Below are 21,198 nucleotides of genomic sequence, written 5' to 3' on the forward strand. Positions count from 1 at the left end.
TCTACGCTTTCAACGTCACCGTCCGCGACACGCCCCCGCCGTTGACCGTCAACGTGACGCTGCGCAGCTTGGCCAGCCGCTTCGCCGCCTGCTTCGTGAACTTCAGCCGCACGTCGGCGCCGGCCTTGGCGCTCCCGGAGGCGACGGTCATCGCCTTCTTGCCCAGCTTGGCCTTGCGCGCGACGGACTTCGAGATGCTCGCGGTGACCTTGACCGTGCCCGGCACGCCCGTGACCTTCACGACGAGCCCGCTCTTGAGCGCGGCCTTGAGCTTGGCGCCGTTGACGCTCAGCGCCGGCTTGACGGCGGGCGGCGGGGTCGGCGTCGGCGACGGCGTCGGAGTGGGCGTCGGCGTGACGCGCGGCTGCGGGTTCACGTCGGCCGGGCCCCAGTCGGGCTCCGAGCCACCCGCGATGAACTCCTTCCACGCCCACTTGTCGCAGTCCGCGTCGCTCGCGGGATGCTCGCCCGCGATCTCCAGGCCGAAGCTGTCGGCGACCACGAGCCGCCGGCCGTCCGGCGCCCACGACGGGCCGCCGAACTTCTCGTCCTTGCTCGTCAGGCACATCATCGTCGGGACGGCCGGGGGCGCCGCGCCGACCTTCAGCGTGAGCAGCCGCGTGTCGGCGCCGTAGCCGCGCAGGACCGCGAGCATGTCGCCCTGGCGGTTGAGCTCGGCGTCGTCGAGGTCCGTGCTGTTCGCCTGCCCCACGAGGTCCTGGTCGTCGAACCAGTGCACGTCGGTGGTGCCGGGCCCGAGGTCGTGCGTGTTGACCTGGTGCAGGTAGCCGGCCGACGAGAGCGTCCGCGTGTTGCCCACCCACGACGGATTGCGGGTGAAGAGGTTGCCCGACAGCTGCTCCGGCGGGGTCAGGTGGTCCGCCGCCGTGTAGCCCGTGGCATAGCGCGCGCCGCAGCTCGCGCCGATCGGGCACGAGTACGAGACGAACGTGTACCCGATCTTTGTCCCGTCCGGCGAGATGGCGACGTCGACAGGGACTCCGTCGAGCGGGTGCGAGATCGAGTCCATCAGCGGCGCCGGGTCGAGCTCGTTGATGACCTCGCCGTTCTGGCGCAGCCGCACGATCTTCGTGCCCTTGGAGACGGCGATCGTCCCATCGTCCGCCTGCGACGGCGACAGGTACGGATGCTCATACGACCCGTCCGTGGTCACCTGCGTGAGCTTGGAGCCGTCCGGGCTCACCAGCCACACGTTGTAGTCCTTCACAAACACGATCGAGTCGGCGCTCGCGACCGCGGGGGCGGCGAGTACAGCGGCCGAGACGGCCAGCGCGAGGAATCCCTTCTTCATAGCGGCGGACGGTACGTCCGGACCGCCACGTCTCAAATCAGGGAGTCCCCTAGTCCGCGTCGAGCAGCCGGACGATGCCCGCGACGGGGATCGGCACCCAGTCGGGGCGGTTGTTGAGCTCGTAGCGCAGTTCGTACACGGCCTTCTCGGTCTCGAACACCGCTAAGAGCTGGTCCGTGGCCTGCTGGCCGGGTGGGAGCAGCGAGCCGTCCACGGCTTCGTAGTACTTCTCGAGGAACCGTTCGCGGGCGCGTTCCTCCCAACCATCCGGTGCGTCCATGCCGCGCAGCAGCTTCGCCCCCGCGGTGACGTAGGAGAACGAGCGCAGCATCCCGGCCACGTCGCGCAGCGGCGAGCGCTTCAGCCGCCGCTCCGGCAGCGGCCGCGCCGGCTCGCCCTCGAAGTCGAGGACCACCCAGCCGCGGTCGCCGAGCATCGTCTGGCCGAGGTGCAGGTCGCCGTGGGTGCGGATGACCTTGCCGCCCGCGTTGACGTGCGACAGGGCGGCGAGCTTCTCGCGCACGTCCTGGCCGCGGCCGCGGATCGGCGCGCAGGCCTCGGTCTCCGGCAGGTCGAGGAAGACGCGCTCGATCTGCTCGTCGACGTCGGCGGTCAGGATCGCCAGCGCCTCCATCGACGGCTCGTCCGGCGAGAACGCCGGGTCGGAGTTGTCCGAGCCCAGCGCCGAGTGCAGCTCGCCGATCACCGTGCCGAGCGCCGCGAGCTTGTCGAGCAGCCCCTCGGGGTCAGAGACGAGCTCGTCCAGCGCCAGCTCCCACCCGTCGCGGAAGCCGAGCAGGAACTCCTGCAGGATGCCCAGCGTGGCGTCGATCAGGCGCCCCTCGACCTCGTACCACCCGGCCAGCGAGGCGATGTGCGGGAACCCATGCGCGGAAAGGAAGCGCAGCAGCTCGAGCTCCGGGTTCACGCCAGGCTCGATCTTGCGGAACGCCTTCAGGATCAGCTCGTCGCCGAAGACGATCGAGGAGTTGGACTGCTCGACGCCGACGGGCCGCACGTCCACGGGGGCGGCGGGGGCGGTGTCCGCGGTCGCGTTCGGCGCCCAGCGGAAGATGAACTCGTCCTGGCCGACCTGGAACTCGCTGTTGGAGCGCATCCGGTGCAGCAGCTCGCGCCCGGCGGCGGGGTCGGCGAGGGCGTCGTAGACGGTCCAGCCGTCGGCCTCGGCGATCACCCGCTCGTCCCAGCCCTCCTCGGCCGGACGCAGCCCCAACGGCACCTGGTACGTCTCGTGCGTGCCGGTGGGGAAGCGCGCCTCGACCAGGCACAGCAGGAGCATCGGGGACTCCTCGCGCAGGGTCACGCTGTCGACGATCTCGATCTGTGAGACCTCGCGCGTCTTGGACGCGAACCAGCGCTGCGCGACGATCCAGTCGTTGAGGGCCTGCTCGTCGAGGGTTGAGAGGTCGATCATTCAGGCTCGTCCTTCACGAGCTGGAACCAATAGAAACCCCGCGGTGCGAGCGTGAGCAGGTACGGCAGCTCGCCGATGCGCGGGAAGCGCGAGCGCCCGAAGATCTCGACGGGCGAGTAGCCCTTGTACGCGGAGAGGTCCAGCTCGACGGCCTGCGCGGAGCGCGCGAGGTTGTGCACGCAGAGCATCACGTCGCCCTCGTACGTGCGGATGTGGGCGAAGATCCGGCTGTTGGACGGCTTCTGCGGCTCATACGTGCCGAGGCCGAAGACCGGGTGCTCCTTGCGCAGCGAGATGAACCGCCGCAGCCAGCGCAGCAGCGAGTAGGGCGTGCGCATCTGCGCCTCGACGTTGACCGCCTGGAAGCCGTAGACCGGGTCCATCAGCGGTGGCGCGTAGAGCTGGGCGAAGTCGGCGCGCGAGAACCCGCCGTTGCGATCCGACGTCCACTGCATCGGCGTCCGCACGCCGTCGCGGTCGCCGAGGTAGACGTTGTCGCCCATCATGATCTCGTCGCCGTAGTACAGGACCGGCGAGCCGGGCAGGCTGAAGAGGATCGCGTGCAGCAGCTCGATCTCGTCGCGCCCCGCGTCCAGCAGCGGCGCGAGTCGCCGGCGGATGCCCACGTTGATCTTCATCCGCGGGTCCTTGGCGTACTCGGCGTACATGTAGTCCCGCTCCTCGTCGGTGACCATCTCGAGCGTCAGCTCGTCGTGGTTGCGCAGGAACAGGCCCCACTGGCAGTTGTCCGGGATGTCGGGGGTCTGGGCGAGGATCTCGTAGATCGGGTTGGCCTCCTCGCGGCGCACCGCCATGAACATGCGCGGCATCACCGGGAAGTGGAACGCCATGTGGCACTCGTCGCCGTCGCCGAAGTACTCGACGACGTCCGCCGGCCACTGGTTGGCCTCGGCCAGCAGCACGCGGTCCGGGTAGTTGGCCTCGATCTCCGCCCGCACCCGCTTGAGATACGCGTGGGTCTCCGGCAGGTTCTCGCCGTTGGTCCCGTCGCGCTCGTAGAGGTACGGGACGGCGTCGAGCCGGAAGCCATCCATCCCGAGGTCCAGCCAGAAGCGCAGGACCTCGAGCATCGCCTCCTGGACCTCGGGGTTGTCGAAGTTGAGGTCCGGCTGGTGCGAGAAGAAGCGGTGCCAGAAGTACGCGCCCGCCTGGTCGTCCCAGGTCCAGTTGGAGGTCTCGGTGTCGGTGAAGATGATCCGGGCCTCGGTGTAGCGGTCCGGCGTGTCGGACCAGACGTACCAGTCGCGCTTGGGGCTCTCCGGCGAGGAGCGGGCCTCCTGGAACCACGGGTGATCGCTCGACGTGTGGTTCATGACGAGGTCGGCGATCACGCGGATGCCGCGCTGGTGTGCGGCCTCGATGAAGTCGCGGACGTCGTCGACGGTCCCGTAGTCGGGCTGGATCTGGAAGAAGTCCGCGATGTCGTAGCCGCCGTCGCGCAGCGGGGACTTGAAGAACGGCAGCAGCCAGATGCAGTCCACGCCCAGCCACTGCAGGTAGTCGAGCTTCTCGGTCAGGCCGCGGAAGTCGCCGGAGCCGTCCCCGTTGGCGTCGAAGAACGCGCGGGTGTGGATCTCGTAGAAGACCGCGGTCTTGAACCAGAGGGGCTGGGCCTCGAACCAATGGCCCGGGTCGTTGCGCGTGCCTGCCGCCACTAGAGCACCTTCAGGATGTGGGTCTGCTCGCCATGCGGATCCAACCGCACGTAGTTTGCGCCGATCCGCCAGTCGTAGTGCGCCCCGGTCATCTGGTCCTCGACCACGAACACCGGCGCGGTGCCGAGCGCGGCCGGGATCGTGACGCTGCCCACCTGGGCGTTGTGCGGGTCCAGGTTGACCGCGCAGATGATCGTGTTCCCCGGCATCATCTTCGCGTAGGCGAGGATCTGGTCGTTGGCCGCCTCGAGCCAGAACACGTCCGAGAGGTGCTGCAGCGCCGGGTTCTCGTGGCGGATCTGGTTCAGCCGCCGGATCATCGGCAGCAGCGGGCCGTTGAGGTCACGCTGGCGGACCTCGTACTTCTCGGAGTTCATGTACTCCTCCGAGCCCTCGCGCACCGGGACGTTCTCGAAGTTCTCGAACCCGCTGTAGATGCCGTACGACGGGCTCAGCGTCGTCGCCAGCACGAGCCGGGAGACGAACGCCGGCGGCCCGCCGTGCTGCAGATACGCATGGAGGATGTCCGGCGTGACGGGGAAGAAGTTCGGCCGGAAGTACTCGCGCTCCTCGCCCCAGGCGAGCTCGTCGAAGTACTCGATCATCTCGTGGCGCGAGTTCTTCCACGTGAAGTACGTGTAGGACTGCGTGAAGCCGAGCTTGGCCAGCTCGCGCATCACCGCGCGGCGGGTGAACGCCTCGGCCAGGAAGACCACGTCGCGGTCGACCTTGTGCACCTCGCGGATGATGAACTCCCAGAACGGGAACGGCTTCGTGTGCGGGTTGTCGACCCGGTAGAACTTGATCCCGGCGTCGGTCCAGTGCAGGAAGACCTCCAGCCACGCCTGCCAGAGCGACTCCCAGTCCTCGGTGTCCCAGTTGAAGTTGTAGATGTCCTGGTAGCGCTTGGGCGGGTTCTCGGCGTACTTGAGCGTCCCGTCAGGGCGCTGCTGGAACCACTCCGGGTGCTCGGTCAGCCACGGGTGGTCGGCGGACGCGTTGAGGGCGATGTCGAGCGCGACGTCCATCCCGTGGGCGTGGGCGGTCGCGCACAGGTCGCGCACGTCCTGCTGGGTGCCGAGCTCCGGGTGCACGTCCAGGTGCCCGCCCTCGGCCGCGCCGATCGCGTACGGGGAGCCGGGATCGTCCGGGCCGGCGGTCAGGGTGTTGTTGCGGCCCTTGCGGTTCTTGCGCCCGATCGGGTGGAACGGCAGCAGGTAGAGGACGTCGAAGCCGAGGTCGGCGATCTCGGGGACGCGCGCCTCGACCGCCTTGAAGCCGCCCCACGAGCGCGGGAAGAGCTCATACCAGGCGCTGAAGCGGGCCTTGACGCGGTCCACCTCGAGCGGGATCGGCGGGTCGAGCGTCGTCGCGCCCTCACGCGGATACACCCGCTCCATGGCGTCGAAGAGCTCCGGCCCGAGCGCGACGTCGAACTTCTCGTGCATCGGGGCGTTGGAGTCGAGCACGTCGATCGCGTGGCGGATCGAGCCGTGCTCGTCGGCGTCGACCGCCCGCTTGAGCAGGACCAGCCCTTCCGAGATCTCGCCGCTCAGGTCCTCCCCGAGATCGGCCTCGACCTTGCGCCGCAACTCGTCGTGGTAGGTGGCCCAGCGGTCCGTCCACGCCTCGAAGGTGAACTCCCACCGGCCGGTGGTCTCGACGTGGAAGTCACCCGCCCAGCGCACGCCGTTGATGTGGGCGTCGACCGTGTGCAGCTCGTTCTCGAGCCAGCGCGTGCCGCCCGGCGCGCGGTACTTCACCACCGCGCGGAGTTTCTCGTGTCCATCCCGGAAGATGTCGGCGGAGACGGCGACGGTGTCGCCGACGGTGCGCTTGACGGCATAGCGCCCGTTGTCGAGGACTGGCGCCGGCTTTGCGATCCTGATCCGGCGCGGAGGTTCGCTGCGCTTCGGTGCGGGCATCTCGGCGTGGAGTATCCGACAAGTCGATCACATGAACCTCTCTCGTACATCCGGGGTCCAACTGCACCCCACGTCGCTGCCCTCCGGACGGCTCGGTCCGGACGCCTATGCGTGGGTCGACTGGCTGGCCTCAGCCGGCCAGACCTGGTGGCAGATGCTCCCGCTCGGCCCGCCCGACGAGCACGACTCCCCCTACAAGTCGGCGTCCGCGTTCGCGGCCTCGCCGAAGCTGCTCGGCGAGCCGGGCGCGCCGGTCACGGCGGCTGAACGGATCGCGTTCCGCGACCGCGCGAGCGAGTGGATCGAGGACTGGCTCGCGTTCGCGGGCGAGGACGCGATCGACGACCAGGTGCGCTTCGACCGCGAGTGGACCGCGCTGCGGACGTACGCGAACGAGCGCGGGGTGAAGCTGATCGGCGACATCCCGATCTACGTCGCCCCCGGCTCCGCGGACCAGCTCGCGCACCCGGCGCTGTTCAAGCCCGGCGCCGTCGCGGGCGTGCCGCCGGACGCCTTCACCGACAAGGGTCAGCTGTGGGGCAACCCGCTGTATGACTGGCGCGAGCTGCGCCGCCAGGGCTACGCGTGGTGGATCGCGCGCTTCAAGCGGGTCTTCGAGCTCTTCGACCTCGCGCGGATCGACCACTTCCGGGCGTTCGTCGCCTATTGGGCGGTGCCGGCCGACGCCGAGTACGCGCTCGAGGGGGCGTGGAAGCGCGGGCCGGGACGCGCGCCGTTCGACGCCGCCCGCGATGCCCTCGGCGAGCTGCCGCTGATCGCCGAGGACCTCGGTGTGATCACGCCGCCGGTCACACGCCTGCGTGAATCGCTCGGCCTGCCGGGGATGAGCGTGCTGCAGTTCGGCTTCACGCCGGGCGAGGAGCACACCGTGCACGTCCCGGAGAACAACACACGCGACCAGGTCGTCTACACGGGCACCCACGACAGCGACACGATCCGCGGCTGGTACGAGTCGATCACCCCCGCCCAGCACGCGCTCGTGGACGCCTGCCTCGCCCGCCACGGCATCGCCGACGACCCCAACTGGGCGCTGATCCGGCTCGTCTTCCGCTCCCCCGCGGTGATCGCGATGATCCAGATCCAGGACGCCCTGAACCTGGGCAAGGAAGGCCGGATGAACCAGCCGGGCTCGGTGGGCGCGTGGGGCTGGAAGCTCGACGCGCTGCCGTCCGCCGATGTCGCCGCGCGGCTGCGCGCGGCGTCCGAGGAGGCGGGCCGCGCTTAGGGGGCCAGCGCCGTGGTGCGTGCGACGGTTCCGTGCGCCGGAAAGGCAAGCACTGAGGGAGGGAGCGGTCGCGGCGCACCATCCCTCTCTCCCTCCGCCGACCGCGCGATGCTCGCCTCGTCGCTCGCGGCCGGGTCCAAGGGAGACCGACAGTTACAGATCGTGGTATTCCGCTCCTGGCTGCCGTGATCGGCCTGAGGAACGTCCATCGGCACTCCGAGGGGGTGGGCGACATCGAGGTCCGCACAGGACCCTCACGTCGCCCACCCCCACCAACGCGCCAACTCGAACAGTGCGCTTTCGATCGAGAAGCGCCGTGGCCGACGAACGTGATCGCAACCGATCTCGCATGGTCTCCGTGGACCGTAACTCGAACCACGGCGCCCGCTCCAACAAGAGCGGCCCTACTACTCGCGGGCGGCGCGTGCTTGCGCGACGAGCGTCTTCGGCGCGACCTCGGCGTACGCGTCCTCGATCGCCCCCGCGATCTCGTTCCAGTCCAGGCCGCGGTTCAGGTGGACGCCGAGCCAGCCGCGGTGGCCCACGTAGGGCGGGCGGAAGTAGTGACCGGGCTCGCCCGCCACGAGCGCCTCCTGCATCCCCGCCGGCGCGGCGCACCAGATCGCGAGGCGGCCGTCGCCGTGGTGGTCGTCGAGGTACATCACGAACGTCTTCTTGCCGCGGACGAACCAGGCGGGGGACCCGTGGCTGGGGCGCTCGGTCACCTCCGGGAGCGCGAGGCACAGCTCGCGCACGCGGTCGAGCTCGGTCACGTCAACGAGTGTTGCATGTCCGCGCGCGGACATTCCCTGATTGCGCCGCGCGGCGCGTCAGCGTGATCGTCCGTTCCGCGGTTTGATGCGGGCAACATCGTCCGGTTTAGCGTCGCCTGAATGGGCCGCATCCTGGCGGTGCTCGCGACGTTCATGCTGTTCGTCTCGCCGGCCCGCGCCGACCCGCAGCCGGCCGAGGAGCAGTGGGCGGCCTCGCCCCAGACGGTGCTCGACCTTCCCGGCGCGTGGCAGCTCTCGCAGGGCAAGGGCGTGGTGGTCGCCGTGCTCGACTCCGGGGTCCGGCTCAGCCACCCCGACCTGCGCGGGAACCTGTGGACGAACCCGGCGGAGATCCCGGGCAACCACCGCGACGACGACGGCAACGGCTACGTCGACGACGTCCACGGCGTCGACCTCACCGGTGAGCACTCGCTCAACGACGCCCAGGGGCACGGCACGCACGTGTCGGGGACGATCGCGGCCGCGCGCAACGGGAAAGGCGTGGTGGGCGTCGCCTACAACGCGAAGCTGATGGTCGTCCGCGTGCTCGACGAGCGCGGCTCCGGGACGACGAAGGCGCTCGCCGAGGGCATCCGCTACGCCGCCGCCAACGGCGCGCGGATCATCAACATCAGCCTCGAGACCACGGCCGACGACCCGCGCATCCGGGCGGCGGTCAAGGCGGCCTCCGCGGCCAACGTCCTGATCGTCTGCTCCGCCGGGAACATGGGCGCCAACATCGACCGCCGCCCGCTGTTCCCCGTGTCGATCCCCGCCGACAACCTGGTCGGCGTGGCCGCGACGGCGCCCGCCGACGGCGGCGAGGCGATCACGCAGTTCTCGAACTTCGGCCCGCTCACCGTGCCCGTCGCCGCTCCCGGCGACGGCGTCGTCTCGACCGCCAACGACGGCGGCTACGAGTCGCGCTCGGGCACTTCGATGGCCGCGCCGCACGTCGCCGGGGTCGCCGCGCTGATGGCCTCGGTGGCGCCCAACCTGTCCGCGCAGGAGCTGCGCGGCGAGTTGCTCGAGCACGCGGTGAAGCCGCCCACGCCCGGCAAGCCCGGCTACGTCGACGCGCTCGGCTCCGTCCAGGCCGCGATGGCGGCCGCCGACCTGGCCGGGCGGGCGGGCATCGGCGCCAGGCCGGAGGTCCGGATCCTCGGGTCGAGCCGGCGCGGCAGGGTGATCCGCGCGCAGCTGGCCAAGAGCGAGAACGTCCGGTTCATCCGCGTGCGGCTCGACGGCAAGGTCGTCTCCGTCCTCAATGGCACCCGCACGCCGCAGACGCTGATCCTGCGCAACTTCAAGGGCCGCACGCTGCTGGCCGAAGGCCTCGGCCCCAACGGCGGCCGGATCGCGTCGGCGACCGCGCCCGTCGGCGGCGCATCGCCCGCGCCGGACGTGATCGCGCTCAGCGGCTCGAGCACAGCGGGCGCCGAGGTCGCCGAGGTGCTGCGCAACCGCCCGCACGCGACGGACTTCCAGCTCGTCAGCGGCGGCACGGAGATGGGGCTCGCCGACGCCGCCCGCGGGATCGTCGACGCCGGCCTGGTCGACCGCCCGCTCACGACCAGCGACCCACCGGGCCTCGTGTTCACGCCGTTCGCGGGCAGCTCCACGGTCGGCTTCGTCACCCGCGGCGCCCCGCCGGAGGAGCTGGGCCGCATCCTGCGCTGGATCGCCGCGTCAGCCACGCCCTGACGCGGCTACGCTCATGTGCGCCAAATGGTCGCTCCGCCCACCGAGCACGAGATCCTCGACGTCAACCGTCGCTACCACGACGTGGCGGCCGACAGCTACGACGCCAAATGGGGCATCTCGTTCGGCGAGATCGGCCACCAGCAGGTGCTCGGCAAGATCGCCAAGCTGCTCGGGCCCAAGCCCGGACCGTTCGAGCGCTCGCTGGAGATCGGCTCCGGGACCGGCTACTTCAGCCTCAATCTCCTGCAGACCGGCGTGATCGGCGAGGCGACCTGCACGGACATCTCGCCAGGGATGCTGCAGGCGCTCGAGCACAACGCGCAGCAGCTCGGCCTGAACGTCGAGACCGCGGCCTGCGACGCCTCGCAGCTCCCGTTCGACGACGAGAGCTTCGACCTCGTCCTCGGCCACGCCGTGCTGCACCACCTGCCGGACCTCGACGCCTGCTTCGCCGAGTTCATGCGGGTGCTCAAGCCGGGCGGGACGCTGTTCTTCGCGGGTGAGCCGAGCCGGTCGGGCGACCGCATCGCGGCCTACCCGAAGCGCGCGGCGATCAAGGTCGCGCCGCTCTGGCGCAAGGCGGTCAAGGCCCGCCCCGCGCCCACCCACCACGGCGCCTCGGACGAGCAGGAGCACGCGCTGGAGGCCGTCGTGGACGTGCACGCGTTCGTCCCCTCCGATCTGGAGACGCACACGCGCGCAGCGGGGTTCGTGGACGTCCAGGTGCGCGGCGAGGAGCTGCTGGCGAACTGGTTCGGGTGGTTCAACCGCACGCTCGAGGCGACCGCCGAGCCCAAGGACGTGCCGATGGGCTGGATCAAGTACGCCTATCACGGCTACATCGCGCTCCAGCGCGTGGACCGCGCGCTGCTCGAGCCGCGCCTGCCCCCGCGGATCTTCTACAACCTGATGCTCGCGGCCCGGAAGCCCGGGTGACGACCCCGCCCGAGCACCCGCCGAGCCCGGTCGACATCCTGCGCGACAAGCGCGCGATGGTGGACACCGGGACGGGGCCGATCGCGTTCGTCGTCGTCTACGCGATCTGGGGCCTGCAGACCGCCGCGATCGTGGCGATCGCGCTCGGCGTCGTGATGGCGATCGAGCGCCTCGTGCGCAAGAAGACGGTCGTCAACGTCCTCGGCGGCCTGTTCGTGACCGTGATCTCGGCCGTGATCGCGTGGAAGACCGGCAAGGCGGAGACGTACTTCGTCCCGCGCGCGCTGATCCAGGCCGGATACGCGATCGCCTTCGCGGGCTCCGCGGTGATCCGCCAGCCGATCACGGGCTTTCTGGTGATGGCGCTGTTCCGCGCCGACGCGAGCTGGCGGGAGCTCCCGGCGGTCAAGCGGGCGATGACCGAGCTGACGCTGGGCTGGGCGTTGCTGTTCGGCTTCCGGGCGGCGCTCTACGGCGTGCTGATCGTCACGGGTCGCGTCGGCTGGCTCGCGGCGGCCTCGGTGGCGATCGGGTGGCCGCTCTTCGGCCTCTGGATGTTCCTCAGCTATCGCTTCGTGCCGCTGCGGCTGCAGCAGCTCGGCGCGCCTGACCCACGGCACCACGAAGAACCCGACCCTGCTCCTTGAGCGTGCGGTAGACGTAGGTCCAGTCGCCTTGCAGGCGCTGCTTGCGGGTCCCGATCGCCGGCCGGATCAGCGTCGACGGCGCGACGCGCACGCGCATCCCGTCGGCGGCCAGCACGGACAGCGCCCGCTCGGCGATCCACACCTGCCCGAACGCCGTCGGATGCACGTGGTCGACCATCACGAGGTTGCGGGCGCCGAAGTCGCGCAGGTCCAACAGCAGCGCGCCGCGCTCACGCGCCGCGGCCTCGATCACCGCGTTCGCCGCGGCCGCGCCCGCCGCGCGCGGGCGGCCGAGGTCGAGCGGGAGCGTGACCAGCAGCAGCCGGTCGCAGCGCTCCGCGAGCACGTCGAGGATCGCCGCGTGGTCGGCCGCGAACGCGGCCGGGTCCCAATCCGGCCGGCGAACGTCGTTGACGCCCACGTAGAGGCAGCCGAGGTCGTAGCGGCCGTCCGGGTCCGCGGCCCGCGCCAGGAACGCGGGCACCTGCTCGCCGCGCACGTCGGCCGCCCGCGCCCCGTCGACGGCGTACGTCGTGAACGGCAGCCCGAGCCCGCGCGCCACCCAGAGCGCCCATGACTGCAGCGCCACGCCCCACTGGAGCTCGCCGCCGCCGTTGGTGATCGAGTCACCGAAGGCGAGCACCCCGAGCCGGGTCACACCTTGAAGCTGACGGCCTTGACCTTGCCGGCGAACGTCGCCGTCACGCGGTACGTCGAGGTCGTCTTCGCGCTCTTGCCGCGCACGGTCACCGTCTTGCCGCGCGCGTTCGCGGTCAGCGACTGCGACTTGATCCGCTTCCACACCAGACGGCCCTTCTTGCGCTCCTGGCGCTCGACCTTGAGCGCGACCTTGCCCTGGCGCGACAACTTCACGGTGACCTTGGCCGTCTTCTTGCACTGCTTGCCCTTCGGGCACTTGGAGATCTTGGCCGAGAGCGACACGATCACCGCGTCGGGGACGACGGTCGGCGTCGCGGTCGGCGTGGGCGTCGGTTCAGGGGTGTCCGGCGGCTTGACGACGATCGGGCAGCCGTCCGGCGGCGCGCCGAACTCGGTCGGGCAGCGATCGTCCATCGATGGGATGCCGTCGCCGTCGGCATCGTCCCCCCTCGGGTTCGCGTCGCAGGCGTTGCCGACGCGGTCCCCGTCGGTGTCGGCCTGGTCGGCGTTGGCGACGGTCGCGCAGTTGTCGCTGGAGTCGGCGATCCCGTCACCGTCGGTGTCGGGGCAGCCGCGCATCGCGATGGTGCCGGGCTGGTCGGGGCACAGATCCTGCCCGCGGTCGTCGCGGACGTGGTCGTGGTCGCGGTCACACGACACCCACGTCTTGGACTCCCCGCCGCCGCTCCCGAGGCGGCCGGGCGCGTCGGCGGCGCGGGCCACGTTCAGACGGCCCCCGGCCACGGAGATCCCTTCCAGCGGCGTCTTGTAGTCGACGGTGTCGCGCAGCTTCTGGGCGATCTGCGCGGGCCCGAGCCGGGAGTCCGTCGACAGCACGATCGCGGCCGCGCCGGCCACCATCGGCACGGCCATCGAGGTGCCCGTGCCGTTGAGCCACGGGTTGGACCCACGCACCGTCGAGTAGATCGCGACGCCGGGCGCGAACAGGTCCACGCTCGTCTGACCCACGTTGCCCCAGCAGGCCGGGTCGTCCTTGACGTCGGTCATGCCGACGCAGAGCAGGTTCGCGATGTCGGGATCGGCGCCCGGGCGCTTGGTCGAGCACGGGTAGACCGGCTCCTGGTCGACGTCGGCGCCCTCGTTGCCGGCGGCGACCACGAACAGCGTGTTCGGGTAGGAGTCGAACAGGTCCACGAACGTCTGGTTGAGCGCCGGGTCGGGCACGCCCGGCTCGGTGCCGAACGAGGCCGTGACGACCGGGATCTGCTGGCGGCCGGCCGCGGTGAAGGCGTCGATGACCGCGGAGAGCTTCGCGACGCCGCAGTTGTCGGCCACGCGCAGCGGCTTGACGTGGGCGAGCGGGGCGACACCGGCGATGCCGCCGTTGTCGCGCAACGCGGCGACGATCCCCGCGACCTGGGTGCCGTGATCGGCGAATCCGACCGGGTCGCCGGCCGAGCAGCCCTCCGTGACGAAGTCCTCGCCGGGCTCGACGTTGCCGGCGAGGTCGGGGTGCGCGGCGTAGACCGACTGGTCGGCCACGCCGACGGTCACGCCCTGGCCCTCCATGATGTCCCACGCCTCGACGGCGTCGATGTCGGAGTCCGGGATCGGATTGAGGTCGAGCACGATCTTGGCGAGCTTGGACGGATCGTTGTCGAGCCACCACTGCATCGACTGCTTGTCGTCGTCGGAGGCGACGCGCAGTTGCACGTTGGGGACCGCGTAGCGCACGTCGGGATCGGCGTTGAGCGTCGCGACGGCGTGGGCCTGCTCGGCGTCGGGAACGGTCACGACCTCGGTGTCGGCGAGGTCGAGCGTCCGGTCGTGCCGAACGCCCGCGTCGGCACGGATCTCCGCCCGCTGGTTGGCGCTCAGGCCGGGGTCGCGGCGGACGATCACCTCGGCCGCATTCGCCGCCGCGGGCACGGAGCAGCCGATCACGCACAGGAGCGCGACCGCGCACGCCAACCCCACGCGCGAGTGCGTCACCCTCGTATCATCGGGCATCTCGTGGGGGCCCTGAGTGAACACTTTGGAGTGCAAGGTTGGCCTGAGCTGACAACTGCCGCTATCGGGACATGGAGCGGCGGTCGCTTCATGCACTTCGGAGAGCCGGTCGACGACGACCGTCTCGCGGCGCTGCTGCGCCCGGACGAGGGTATCGCGACAGTTGTCACAGCGGACACTTACGGCGCCGGGGCCGCCGACCAACTGCTTGGTCGCGCGCTCGCCGGCCTCCCCCGCTCGGATTTCGCCATCGTGGGCGCCATCGGACACGATTTCTACAGGGGCGAGCGTGAGGGTGCCAAGGGCTTCCCTCGATTCACGGATCCCCGCCTGCGCGGCCCTGAGGACTACGCGGACTACGTGCGGATGGCGACGGAACGTTCTCTGGAGCGATGCGGGGTCGATTCGTTTGATCTATTGCTCCTACACAACCCGGACCGCACGGGTTACACGAGCGAAGCGGTGTGGGACGCGTTCTCCTCGGTCAAGGAGGCCGGCCTCACGCGGATGCTCGGTGTCGCCCCCGGTCCCGCGAACGGCTTCACGCTGGACGTGATCGACTGCCTGGAGCGCTTCGGCGACCGGATCGACTGGGCGATGGTGATCCTCAACCCGCTCGAGCCGTGGCCCGGCGAGCTGGTGCTGCCCGCGGCCGAGCGCCACGGCGTGAAGCTGATCACCCGCGTCGTCGACTACGGCGGGCTGTTTCACGACGACGTCCTGCCGGGACACGAGTTCCCTCGCTATGACCATCGCGGGTTCCGGCCGGCCGGCTGGGTCGAGGCGGGGCGCGCGAAGCTCGACGCGATGCGCCCGATCGCCGAACGCCATGGCCTGACGATGCTGCAGCTCGCCTGCCACTGGAACCTTGCCCACGGGCCGGTCGAGTGCGTGGCGCCGACGCTGATCTCCGAGCCGGGGAGCGACAAGTCGATCGAGGACAAGCGGGCGGAGCTGGCCGCGGTCCGCGGGCCGAGCGTGCTGAGCGCGGAGGAGGTAGCGGAGATCCGCGCGATCGGCGACAACCGCGGCTCGATGCTCCTCAAGGGCGCCGCCCCGGACTTCGAGGGCGAGGCGTTGCCCGACCGCTGGCCGATCACCCCGGAGCTGACGGCGCTCGCCGGCCGCTGGGGCATCTCGCCTGGTCGTGACCTGACAAGAGCGGCTTAAGAGCTTCAGCGCCCCGTCGATCACAGGGGGCGTGATGATCCGCCTCCGGCCTCTTGGAGCTGCTGCCTTCGCGCTCGCCATGTTGGCGCTGCCGACGTTCGCCGTCCCGCACAAGGACCCGAACCTCCTGACGCACCGCGACACGCGCACCCAGCTCCAGGACGTCAACCTCGCCGACGTCGTCACGACCGCGCAGGCGGCCGCCGGCGACGGCTCCGACGGACTCCCCACCACCTGGTGCGGTGACGAGACCGGCGGCGACCAGGCGCCGGTCACGCCGGCCGCCAAGGCCCAGTTCAAGCTCGTCTACGCCTACGCCGCCGACCGTCCCGACCGCTTCAACCAGTGGAAGGACGCGCTGCAGGCCAACGTGGCGATCGTCCAGCGCTTCCTGTCGGCCCAGGATGGCGGCACGAAGGCGCTGCGCTTCGACATGGGCACCGCGTGCGGGCCGCAGTACGTGGACATCCAGAGCGTTCAGCTGCCGGGCGCCCGCTCGGCCTACGCCGACAACTTCTCCGCGATCGCCGGCGCCGTCAACCGCGCGCTCGGCGCCGCGGGCGGCCCGCGCAACGCGATCATCCTCGCCGACGGCCTGTCCGGCTCGGCGCAGGAGTACGGCCTCGGCGAGACCGTCATGGGCTCGACCGGCGAGCGGCCCGGCTCCGTGAACATCCACAACCGCGGCGGGCTGACCTCGATCCTCTTCAGCCGCGACGGCGCGAACGCGCCCGGCGCCGCCCGCTGGGGCTGGTGGCCGGAGGGCTTCCTGCACGAGATGACGCACAATCTCGGCGCCGTCCAGTGGGGCGCGCCGCACTCGACGCAGCCGCTCGGCGGCAGCTCGCCGCAGTACGGCCACTGCTGGCAGGGCGCCGACGTCATGTGTTACGTCGAGGACGCGGGCGCCTCGCATCCGATGCAGCAGGACTGCTCCGGCCTGCCGGGCGCGATCCCGCAGAGCTACGACTGCGGCCGCGACGACTACTTCAACCCCGCGCCGGCCGCCGGCTCCTACCTGGCGACGCACTGGAACACCTACGACTCGGCCTTCCTGGCGCCGTGCGGCGAGATCGCCCCGGCCTGCGGCGGCGGGACGCTATGGGTGCCTGAGCCGCCCGCCGCGACGTCCGCCCCGTCGGTCGCCGGCAACGCGCGCCGCGGCCAGACGCTGACGGTCCGCGTCGGCGCCTGGACGAACGCGCCCACGGCGTACGCCTACCAGTGGCAGCGCCTGGTGCCCAACGGCTGGGAGGACATCGACGGCGCCACGGCCGCGACCTACATCGCCACGACCGACGACCTCGGCCGCCGCCTGCGCGTCACCGTGGTCGCCTCCAACGAGGACGGCAGCGCGAGCGCGGCCTCCGCCCCGAGCGCCGCGATCGGCGCCACGGGCCTCAACCGCGCCGCGAGCCAGACGTCCAAGAAGGGCAAGAAGATCCAGGCGAACGCGTCCAAGAAGAAGAAGGCCGCGGCCAAGAAGAAGAAGGCCGCCAAGAGGAAGAAGGCCACGCGCGTACGCGTCTAGGCACAATGCAGGGATGGCCGAGTCGCTGCGCGGCAAGCTCATCCTCGCATCGCCGGTTCTGCGGGACCCCAACTTCATCCGCACGGTCGTCCTGATCGCCGAGCACACCGACGAGGGCGCGATGGGCCTGGTCCTGAACCGCCCCGCCGCCTCGACGGTCGGCGAGGCCGTGCCGGACCTCTCGTGGCTGGCCGGCGACGAGGCGCCCGTCTACGTGGGCGGCCCGGTCGCCGAGACCGCCGTGATCGTGTTGGCCGAGTTCGACCGCCCGGAGCTCGCGGGCGCGCTGGTCGAGGACGACCTCGGCTTCATCGGCGCCGACGCCGACGACCCCGAGCGCCTCGGCGGCGCGATCCGCCGCGCCCGGGTCTTCGCCGGCCACGCCGGCTGGGGCCCGGGTCAGCTCGAGGACGAACTGGCGGAGGAGGCGTGGATCATCGAGCCGCCCACCCGCGAGGAGATCTTCACGCTCGACCCGACCGAGCTGTGGGCGTCCGTGTTGCGCCGCAAGGGCCACCGCTACGCGCTCCTCGCCACCATGCCACCAGACCCCTCTCTGAACTAGCGCCAGGGGTCTGGCCCTTTTGGTCGCTCCGCACCCAGCGACCCCGGCGCCGGAACCTAAAGGGGCCTGACCCCTTTAACTCATCGAGTTCGCGATCTCGAGCGCACGCGCCTTGGGGATGTTCCCCTCGACGCGGATCAGGTCACCGTTGCGCTCGAGCAGCAGGACCGTGTCGGAGACGCGCTGCTCCTCGAACGTGCCGCCGCTGGGCGATTCGTAGGCGAACCCGTGCGCGCCCTTGATCCAGTAGCCGTCCTTGACGCGCTCGACCGTCGCGCCCATGCCGACGGTCTTCTGGATGAACGGCGACACGCGGGCCTTGAAGACCTGCACGAGGATCGGCCCGGGATAGACCAGCGAGACGACGTGGGTCCCGTCGGGAAGCGATGTGTCGTAGGCCTCCGGTTTGCCGAGCACGCCCGGCGTGCGGGTCCCCGCGGGGAGCGCGATCGCGGGCCCGAGGTCAAGCCGCGCGCCGATCTTGGGCTCCACGCGCTCGATCTTCACGGACTTCAACCCGAGCCATTCGAGCACGGTCGACCGCGCCGCGGGCGACGCGGCAAGGGTGCCGCCGACGGCCACCAGGGCCGCGGCGAAGACGTACGCGAGGCGGGCGCGCCACGTGCTGGGCGTGGGCAGGCGCCGCCGGCGCCGGGCGGGCGCGGCGCCGCGCGCGGCCTCGCCGCCCGCCGCCTCGCCGCCCCGCGCGGCCTCGCCGGCCGCCGCCCCGCCGCCCCGCGCGGCGTCGCCGCCCACGGCCTCGCCGCCCCGCGCGGCCTCGCCGCCCAGCGCCTCGCCGGCGCCCCGCGCGGCCTCGCCGCCCGCCGCCGCGCGGCGCGGGTCCGCCGCGATCCGCGTCATCACTGCCGCCGCCAGGTCGGGGGTCGCCGGCCAGTCGACGTCCAGCTCGCGCAACGCGGCCTCGAGGTCGCTCATGCCGTCACCTCCCCGCGCAGGCGTTCGAGGGCGCGCGAGGTGCGCGACTTCACCGTGCCGGGCTTGACGCCGAGGGCGGCGGCGGTCTCGGCCTCGGAGAGCTCGAGCAGATAGCGGCAGCCGAGCACGAGCCGGTCGTCCTCGCGCAGGCGGGCGAGCGAGCTCAGCAGCGCGGTGCGCGCCTCGGTGGCGAGCACGGTCGCTTCGGCCGAGCCGGTCTCGGTCTGCGGCGTCAAACGCAGCACGAGCGCCTGCCGGCGGCCGGCGGAGCGGCGCCGGTTGCGCGCCTCGTTGGCCACGATCGTCAGCAGCCAGGGGCGCCACGGCTCGCCTTCGCGGAAGCGGCCGAGCGCGCGCCACGCTTTCACGAACGCGTCCTGGGCGGCCTCTTCGGCCTCGGCGGCGTCCTGGGTGATCAGCATGGCGGTGCGGAAGGCGATGTCCGAGTGCGCGCGGACCAGCGACGCGTACGCGTCGCCGTCACCGCGGCGGGCGAGGGCGAGCAACTCGCCCTCGGTCAACTCTCGAGCCACCGCCCCCTATACACCGGGGTACTGCAAGTGGTTCCCGCGCCCCCAGACCCTGGGGCGCGGGTGCGACCGGGACTCTTAGTCCCGAAGTCGGTAGCCGGCCCCGCGGACCGTCTCAAGCTGGTTGACGCCGAACGGGCGATCGATCTTGTCGCGCAGGTAGCGGACGTAGACGTCGACGATGTTCGAGCGGTTCTCGTAGTCGTAGTCCCACGCGTGCTCGAGCAGCTGGTAGCGCGAGAGCACCTCGCCCGGGTGACGCATGAACGTCTCCAGCAGCTGGAACTCCTTGGCCGACAGGCTGACCTCGGTGTCGCCGCGCCAGACGCGACGGCCGGCCGGGTCGAGCTTGAGCGTGCCGACCTCGAGCACCGCCGGGCGCTCCACCGGGCCGCGACGGGCAAGGGCGCGCAGGCGCGCCAGCAGCTCGGCGAACGAGAAGGGCTTGGCCAGGTAGTCGTCGGCGCCGCCGTCGAGGCCGGCGACGCGGTCCTCCACGGTGTCGCGCGCGGTGAGCATGATCACCGGCGACCAGATGCCCTCTTCGCGCAGACGACGGCACGTCTCGAAGCCGTCGATGCCCGGGAGCATCACGTCGAGCACGATCGCGTCATAACCCGTCGAACCGGCCATCCACAGAGCGTCCTCGCCCTTGATGGCCACGTCGGCGGCCAAACCTTCCGAGCGCAGACCCCTGCGGATCAGGCTCGCCATCTTGATCTCGTCCTCGACCACCAGCACGCGCATGAACGGTTCCTCAGAGTAGGGGTGAAAGCATCATGCGCTAACCCCATGAGTTGAAGATGAGAATTATGAGAGGGTTCTCATGAGCGCGATCTTATGAAGGCAACGCGATCCACACGTCCGCGCCGCCCTCGATGTTCTTCGCGTGCGCGGAGCCGCCATGCGCACCCGCGACGGCGGCCGCGATCGCGAGCCCGAGACCGGTGCCGCCACGCGTTCGCGCCTCGTCGGCGCGAGTGAAGCGCTCGAACGCGCGCGGCAGGAAGTCCGGCGGGAAGCCGGGTCCCTCATCGAAGACGTGCAGCTCGACGCAGCCGTTCTCCCGGCGCGCGCTGAGCACCACGTTCCCGTGGCCGTACGTGAGCGCGTTGTCGACCAGGTTGGCCAGCGCCTGCTCGATTCGCGCGGGGTCGGCGTTGAGCGACACGCCCTCGGAGGGATCGGCGGTGATCGGGCGCCGCTCGACCTTCGCCCGCGTCTGGAAGCGCCCCGCGACGCGCTGCAGCACCTCACCCGCCACGAGCGGCTCCGGATGCACCGGCAGCCGCCCCTGGTCCGAGCGCGCGATCACCAGCAGGTCCTCGGCGAGCGACGAGAGCCGCTCGGCCTCCTCGGCGGCTGAGCGCAGCGCGTCCTCGAGCTCCTCCTTGGTGTGCGTGCCGCGCAGGGCGAGCTCGAGCTCCGTGCGCAGGATCGCCAGCGGCGTCCGCAGCTCATGCGAGGCATCGCTCACGAACGCCCGCTCGCGTTTGAACGCCACCTCGAGCCGCGCGAGCATCTCGTTCAGCGTGCGCCCGAGCCGCCCGATCTCATCGTTGGTCGGCGGGACCGGAAGCCGCTCGCTCGTCCCCGCCGCGGTGACGGCGGCGGCGTGGCGGCGCATGCGCTCGACCGGCCGCAGCGCCGCGGCAGCCAGGACGTAGCCGACCACGGAGGCGATCAGCAGCGCGATCGGGCCGCCGATCGCCAGCAGCGCGTGCAGCGCCCCGAGCGCCCGCTCGCGCTGCGCCAGCGGCTCGCCCACGACGACGATCTCCTGCGTCCTGTCCGCACGCACGGGCCTCGCGAGCAGGCGCACGGACGCGCCGTCCCCGGTCCGCCGTTCGACGATCACGTCGTCGCCGTGGCGCACCTGCATCACCGACGCGTGATCGAGCAGCGAGGCGGCGCCGGCGCCGGTCGTGGTGTCGATGACGGTCCCTTCCGCGTCGAGCACCTGGGCGAAGGACTCGCCCGTGGAGTCCAGCGCCGATCCGCCGCCGTTGCGAGCGGCGACGACCGCGGCGGCGTCACCCGCCCGCGCCTCGAGCCCGTCGTCGATCGTGTTGTCGAGGTTGTTGGCGACGAGCACGCTGAGCGCGATGCCCGCCCCGGTCAGGAGCACCGCCATCACGCCCGTGAACGCGAGCGTGAGCTTGAACCGCAAGGGCATGCGAT

Annotated in this window: 18 protein-coding genes; 7 read left to right on the forward strand and 11 right to left on the reverse strand. The window is 71.1% G+C overall.

Annotated features, from left to right (window positions below; all coding sequences use genetic code 11):
* Position 1 precedes the first annotated feature (1 nt).
* From G569_RS0102910 to G569_RS0102925, 4 genes are read right to left on the reverse strand one after another with little or no spacing between them, the layout of a single operon-like run.
* Complete coding sequence (locus tag G569_RS0102910; protein WP_028062301.1) at positions 2–1,312, reverse strand: TolB-like translocation protein; 1,311 nt, start codon at positions 1,310–1,312, stop codon at positions 2–4.
* Positions 1,313–1,361: 49 nt separating this feature from the next.
* Positions 1,362–2,747 carry a maltokinase N-terminal cap-like domain-containing protein gene (locus G569_RS0102915; RefSeq protein ID WP_028062302.1) on the reverse strand — a complete coding sequence of 462 codons (1,386 nt, stop codon included), beginning with the start codon at positions 2,745–2,747 and terminating at the stop codon, positions 1,362–1,364.
* Positions 2,744–4,423 carry a maltose alpha-D-glucosyltransferase gene (gene treS, locus G569_RS45110; protein ID WP_053225750.1) on the reverse strand — a complete coding sequence of 560 codons (1,680 nt, stop codon included), beginning with the start codon at positions 4,421–4,423 and terminating at the stop codon, positions 2,744–2,746. The genes G569_RS0102915 and treS overlap by 4 nt, the downstream gene beginning before the upstream one ends.
* A complete protein-coding gene (locus G569_RS0102925) occupies positions 4,423–6,348 on the reverse strand; it encodes an alpha-1,4-glucan--maltose-1-phosphate maltosyltransferase (protein ID WP_028062303.1) in 1,926 nt (641 codons plus the stop codon). The genes treS and G569_RS0102925 overlap by 1 nt, the downstream gene beginning before the upstream one ends.
* Positions 6,349–6,379: 31 nt before the next feature.
* Between G569_RS0102925 and G569_RS0102930 the strand changes: the two genes are divergently transcribed.
* Positions 6,380–7,594, forward strand: coding sequence for a 4-alpha-glucanotransferase (locus G569_RS0102930; RefSeq protein ID WP_028062304.1), 1,215 nt, complete (start codon positions 6,380–6,382; stop codon positions 7,592–7,594).
* A gap of 407 nt (positions 7,595–8,001) precedes the next feature.
* On the opposite strand, the gene G569_RS0102935 is transcribed toward G569_RS0102930, so the two are convergent.
* Positions 8,002–8,400, reverse strand: a complete 399-nt coding sequence (locus tag G569_RS0102935) for an MmcQ/YjbR family DNA-binding protein (RefSeq protein ID WP_053225751.1) — start codon at positions 8,398–8,400, stop codon at positions 8,002–8,004.
* An 87-nt stretch (positions 8,401–8,487) separates the two neighbouring features.
* On the opposite strand from G569_RS0102935, the gene G569_RS57135 reads away from it, so the two are divergent.
* Genes G569_RS57135 through G569_RS0102950 form a run of 3 tightly spaced genes read left to right on the forward strand, consistent with a single transcriptional unit; the run spans position 8,488 to position 11,654 of the window.
* Positions 8,488–10,071 (forward strand): S8 family serine peptidase, encoded by a 1,584-nt coding sequence (locus G569_RS57135; RefSeq protein ID WP_053225752.1) that lies wholly within the window; start codon positions 8,488–8,490, stop codon positions 10,069–10,071.
* A gap of 24 nt (positions 10,072–10,095) precedes the next feature.
* A complete protein-coding gene (locus G569_RS0102945; protein WP_028062306.1) occupies positions 10,096–11,007 on the forward strand; it encodes a class I SAM-dependent methyltransferase in 912 nt (303 codons plus the stop codon).
* Positions 11,004–11,654: a DUF3159 domain-containing protein gene (locus G569_RS0102950; protein ID WP_028062307.1), complete on the forward strand. Its 651-nt coding sequence runs from the start codon at positions 11,004–11,006 to the stop codon at positions 11,652–11,654. Before G569_RS0102945 ends, G569_RS0102950 begins: the two co-directional genes overlap by 4 nt.
* Here G569_RS0102950 and G569_RS0102955 read toward each other — a convergent pair.
* Positions 11,569–12,312 (reverse strand): GDSL-type esterase/lipase family protein, encoded by a 744-nt coding sequence (locus G569_RS0102955; RefSeq protein ID WP_028062308.1) that lies wholly within the window; start codon positions 12,310–12,312, stop codon positions 11,569–11,571. The genes G569_RS0102950 and G569_RS0102955 overlap by 86 nt on opposite strands.
* Positions 12,309–14,267, reverse strand: coding sequence for a S8 family serine peptidase (locus G569_RS64435; RefSeq protein ID WP_028062309.1), 1,959 nt, complete (start codon positions 14,265–14,267; stop codon positions 12,309–12,311). The genes G569_RS0102955 and G569_RS64435 overlap by 4 nt, the downstream gene beginning before the upstream one ends.
* Positions 14,268–14,315: 48 nt before the next feature.
* Here G569_RS64435 and G569_RS0102965 point away from each other — a divergent pair, with 48 nt between their 5' ends.
* The 3 genes from G569_RS0102965 (at position 14,316) to G569_RS0102975 (ending at position 17,551) form a co-directional block, all read left to right on the forward strand.
* On the forward strand, positions 14,316–15,455 hold the full coding sequence (locus G569_RS0102965; protein ID WP_028062310.1) for an aldo/keto reductase: 1,140 nt from the start codon (positions 14,316–14,318) through the stop codon (positions 15,453–15,455).
* Between the two features lie 79 nt (positions 15,456–15,534).
* Positions 15,535–16,986, forward strand: a complete 1,452-nt coding sequence (locus G569_RS0102970) for a hypothetical protein (RefSeq protein WP_028062311.1) — start codon at positions 15,535–15,537, stop codon at positions 16,984–16,986.
* A gap of 13 nt (positions 16,987–16,999) precedes the next feature.
* Positions 17,000–17,551: a YqgE/AlgH family protein gene (locus tag G569_RS0102975; protein WP_028062312.1), complete on the forward strand. Its 552-nt coding sequence runs from the start codon at positions 17,000–17,002 to the stop codon at positions 17,549–17,551.
* A gap of 75 nt (positions 17,552–17,626) precedes the next feature.
* Here the strand turns inward: G569_RS0102975 and G569_RS0102980 are convergent, their stop codons facing one another.
* The 4 genes from G569_RS0102980 to G569_RS0102995 all read right to left on the reverse strand — a co-directional run bounded on the left by G569_RS0102980 (position 17,627) and on the right by G569_RS0102995 (position 21,193).
* The gene (locus tag G569_RS0102980; RefSeq protein WP_028062313.1) at positions 17,627–18,487 is read right to left on the reverse strand and encodes a hypothetical protein; all 861 of its coding nucleotides are present in this window, start codon (positions 18,485–18,487) and stop codon (positions 17,627–17,629) included.
* Positions 18,484–19,020 (reverse strand): RNA polymerase sigma factor, encoded by a 537-nt coding sequence (locus G569_RS0102985; RefSeq protein WP_211232895.1) that lies wholly within the window; start codon positions 19,018–19,020, stop codon positions 18,484–18,486. The genes G569_RS0102980 and G569_RS0102985 overlap by 4 nt, the downstream gene beginning before the upstream one ends.
* Positions 19,021–19,095: 75 nt before the next feature.
* A complete protein-coding gene (locus tag G569_RS0102990; protein ID WP_028062315.1) occupies positions 19,096–19,764 on the reverse strand; it encodes a response regulator transcription factor in 669 nt (222 codons plus the stop codon).
* A 91-nt stretch (positions 19,765–19,855) separates the two neighbouring features.
* A complete protein-coding gene (locus tag G569_RS0102995; protein WP_028062316.1) occupies positions 19,856–21,193 on the reverse strand; it encodes a sensor histidine kinase in 1,338 nt (445 codons plus the stop codon).
* Positions 21,194–21,198: the final 5 nt, after the last annotated feature.

It is taken from the genome of Solirubrobacter soli DSM 22325, assembly GCF_000423665.1.
Taxonomy (GTDB): Bacteria; Actinomycetota; Thermoleophilia; order Solirubrobacterales; family Solirubrobacteraceae; genus Solirubrobacter; species Solirubrobacter soli.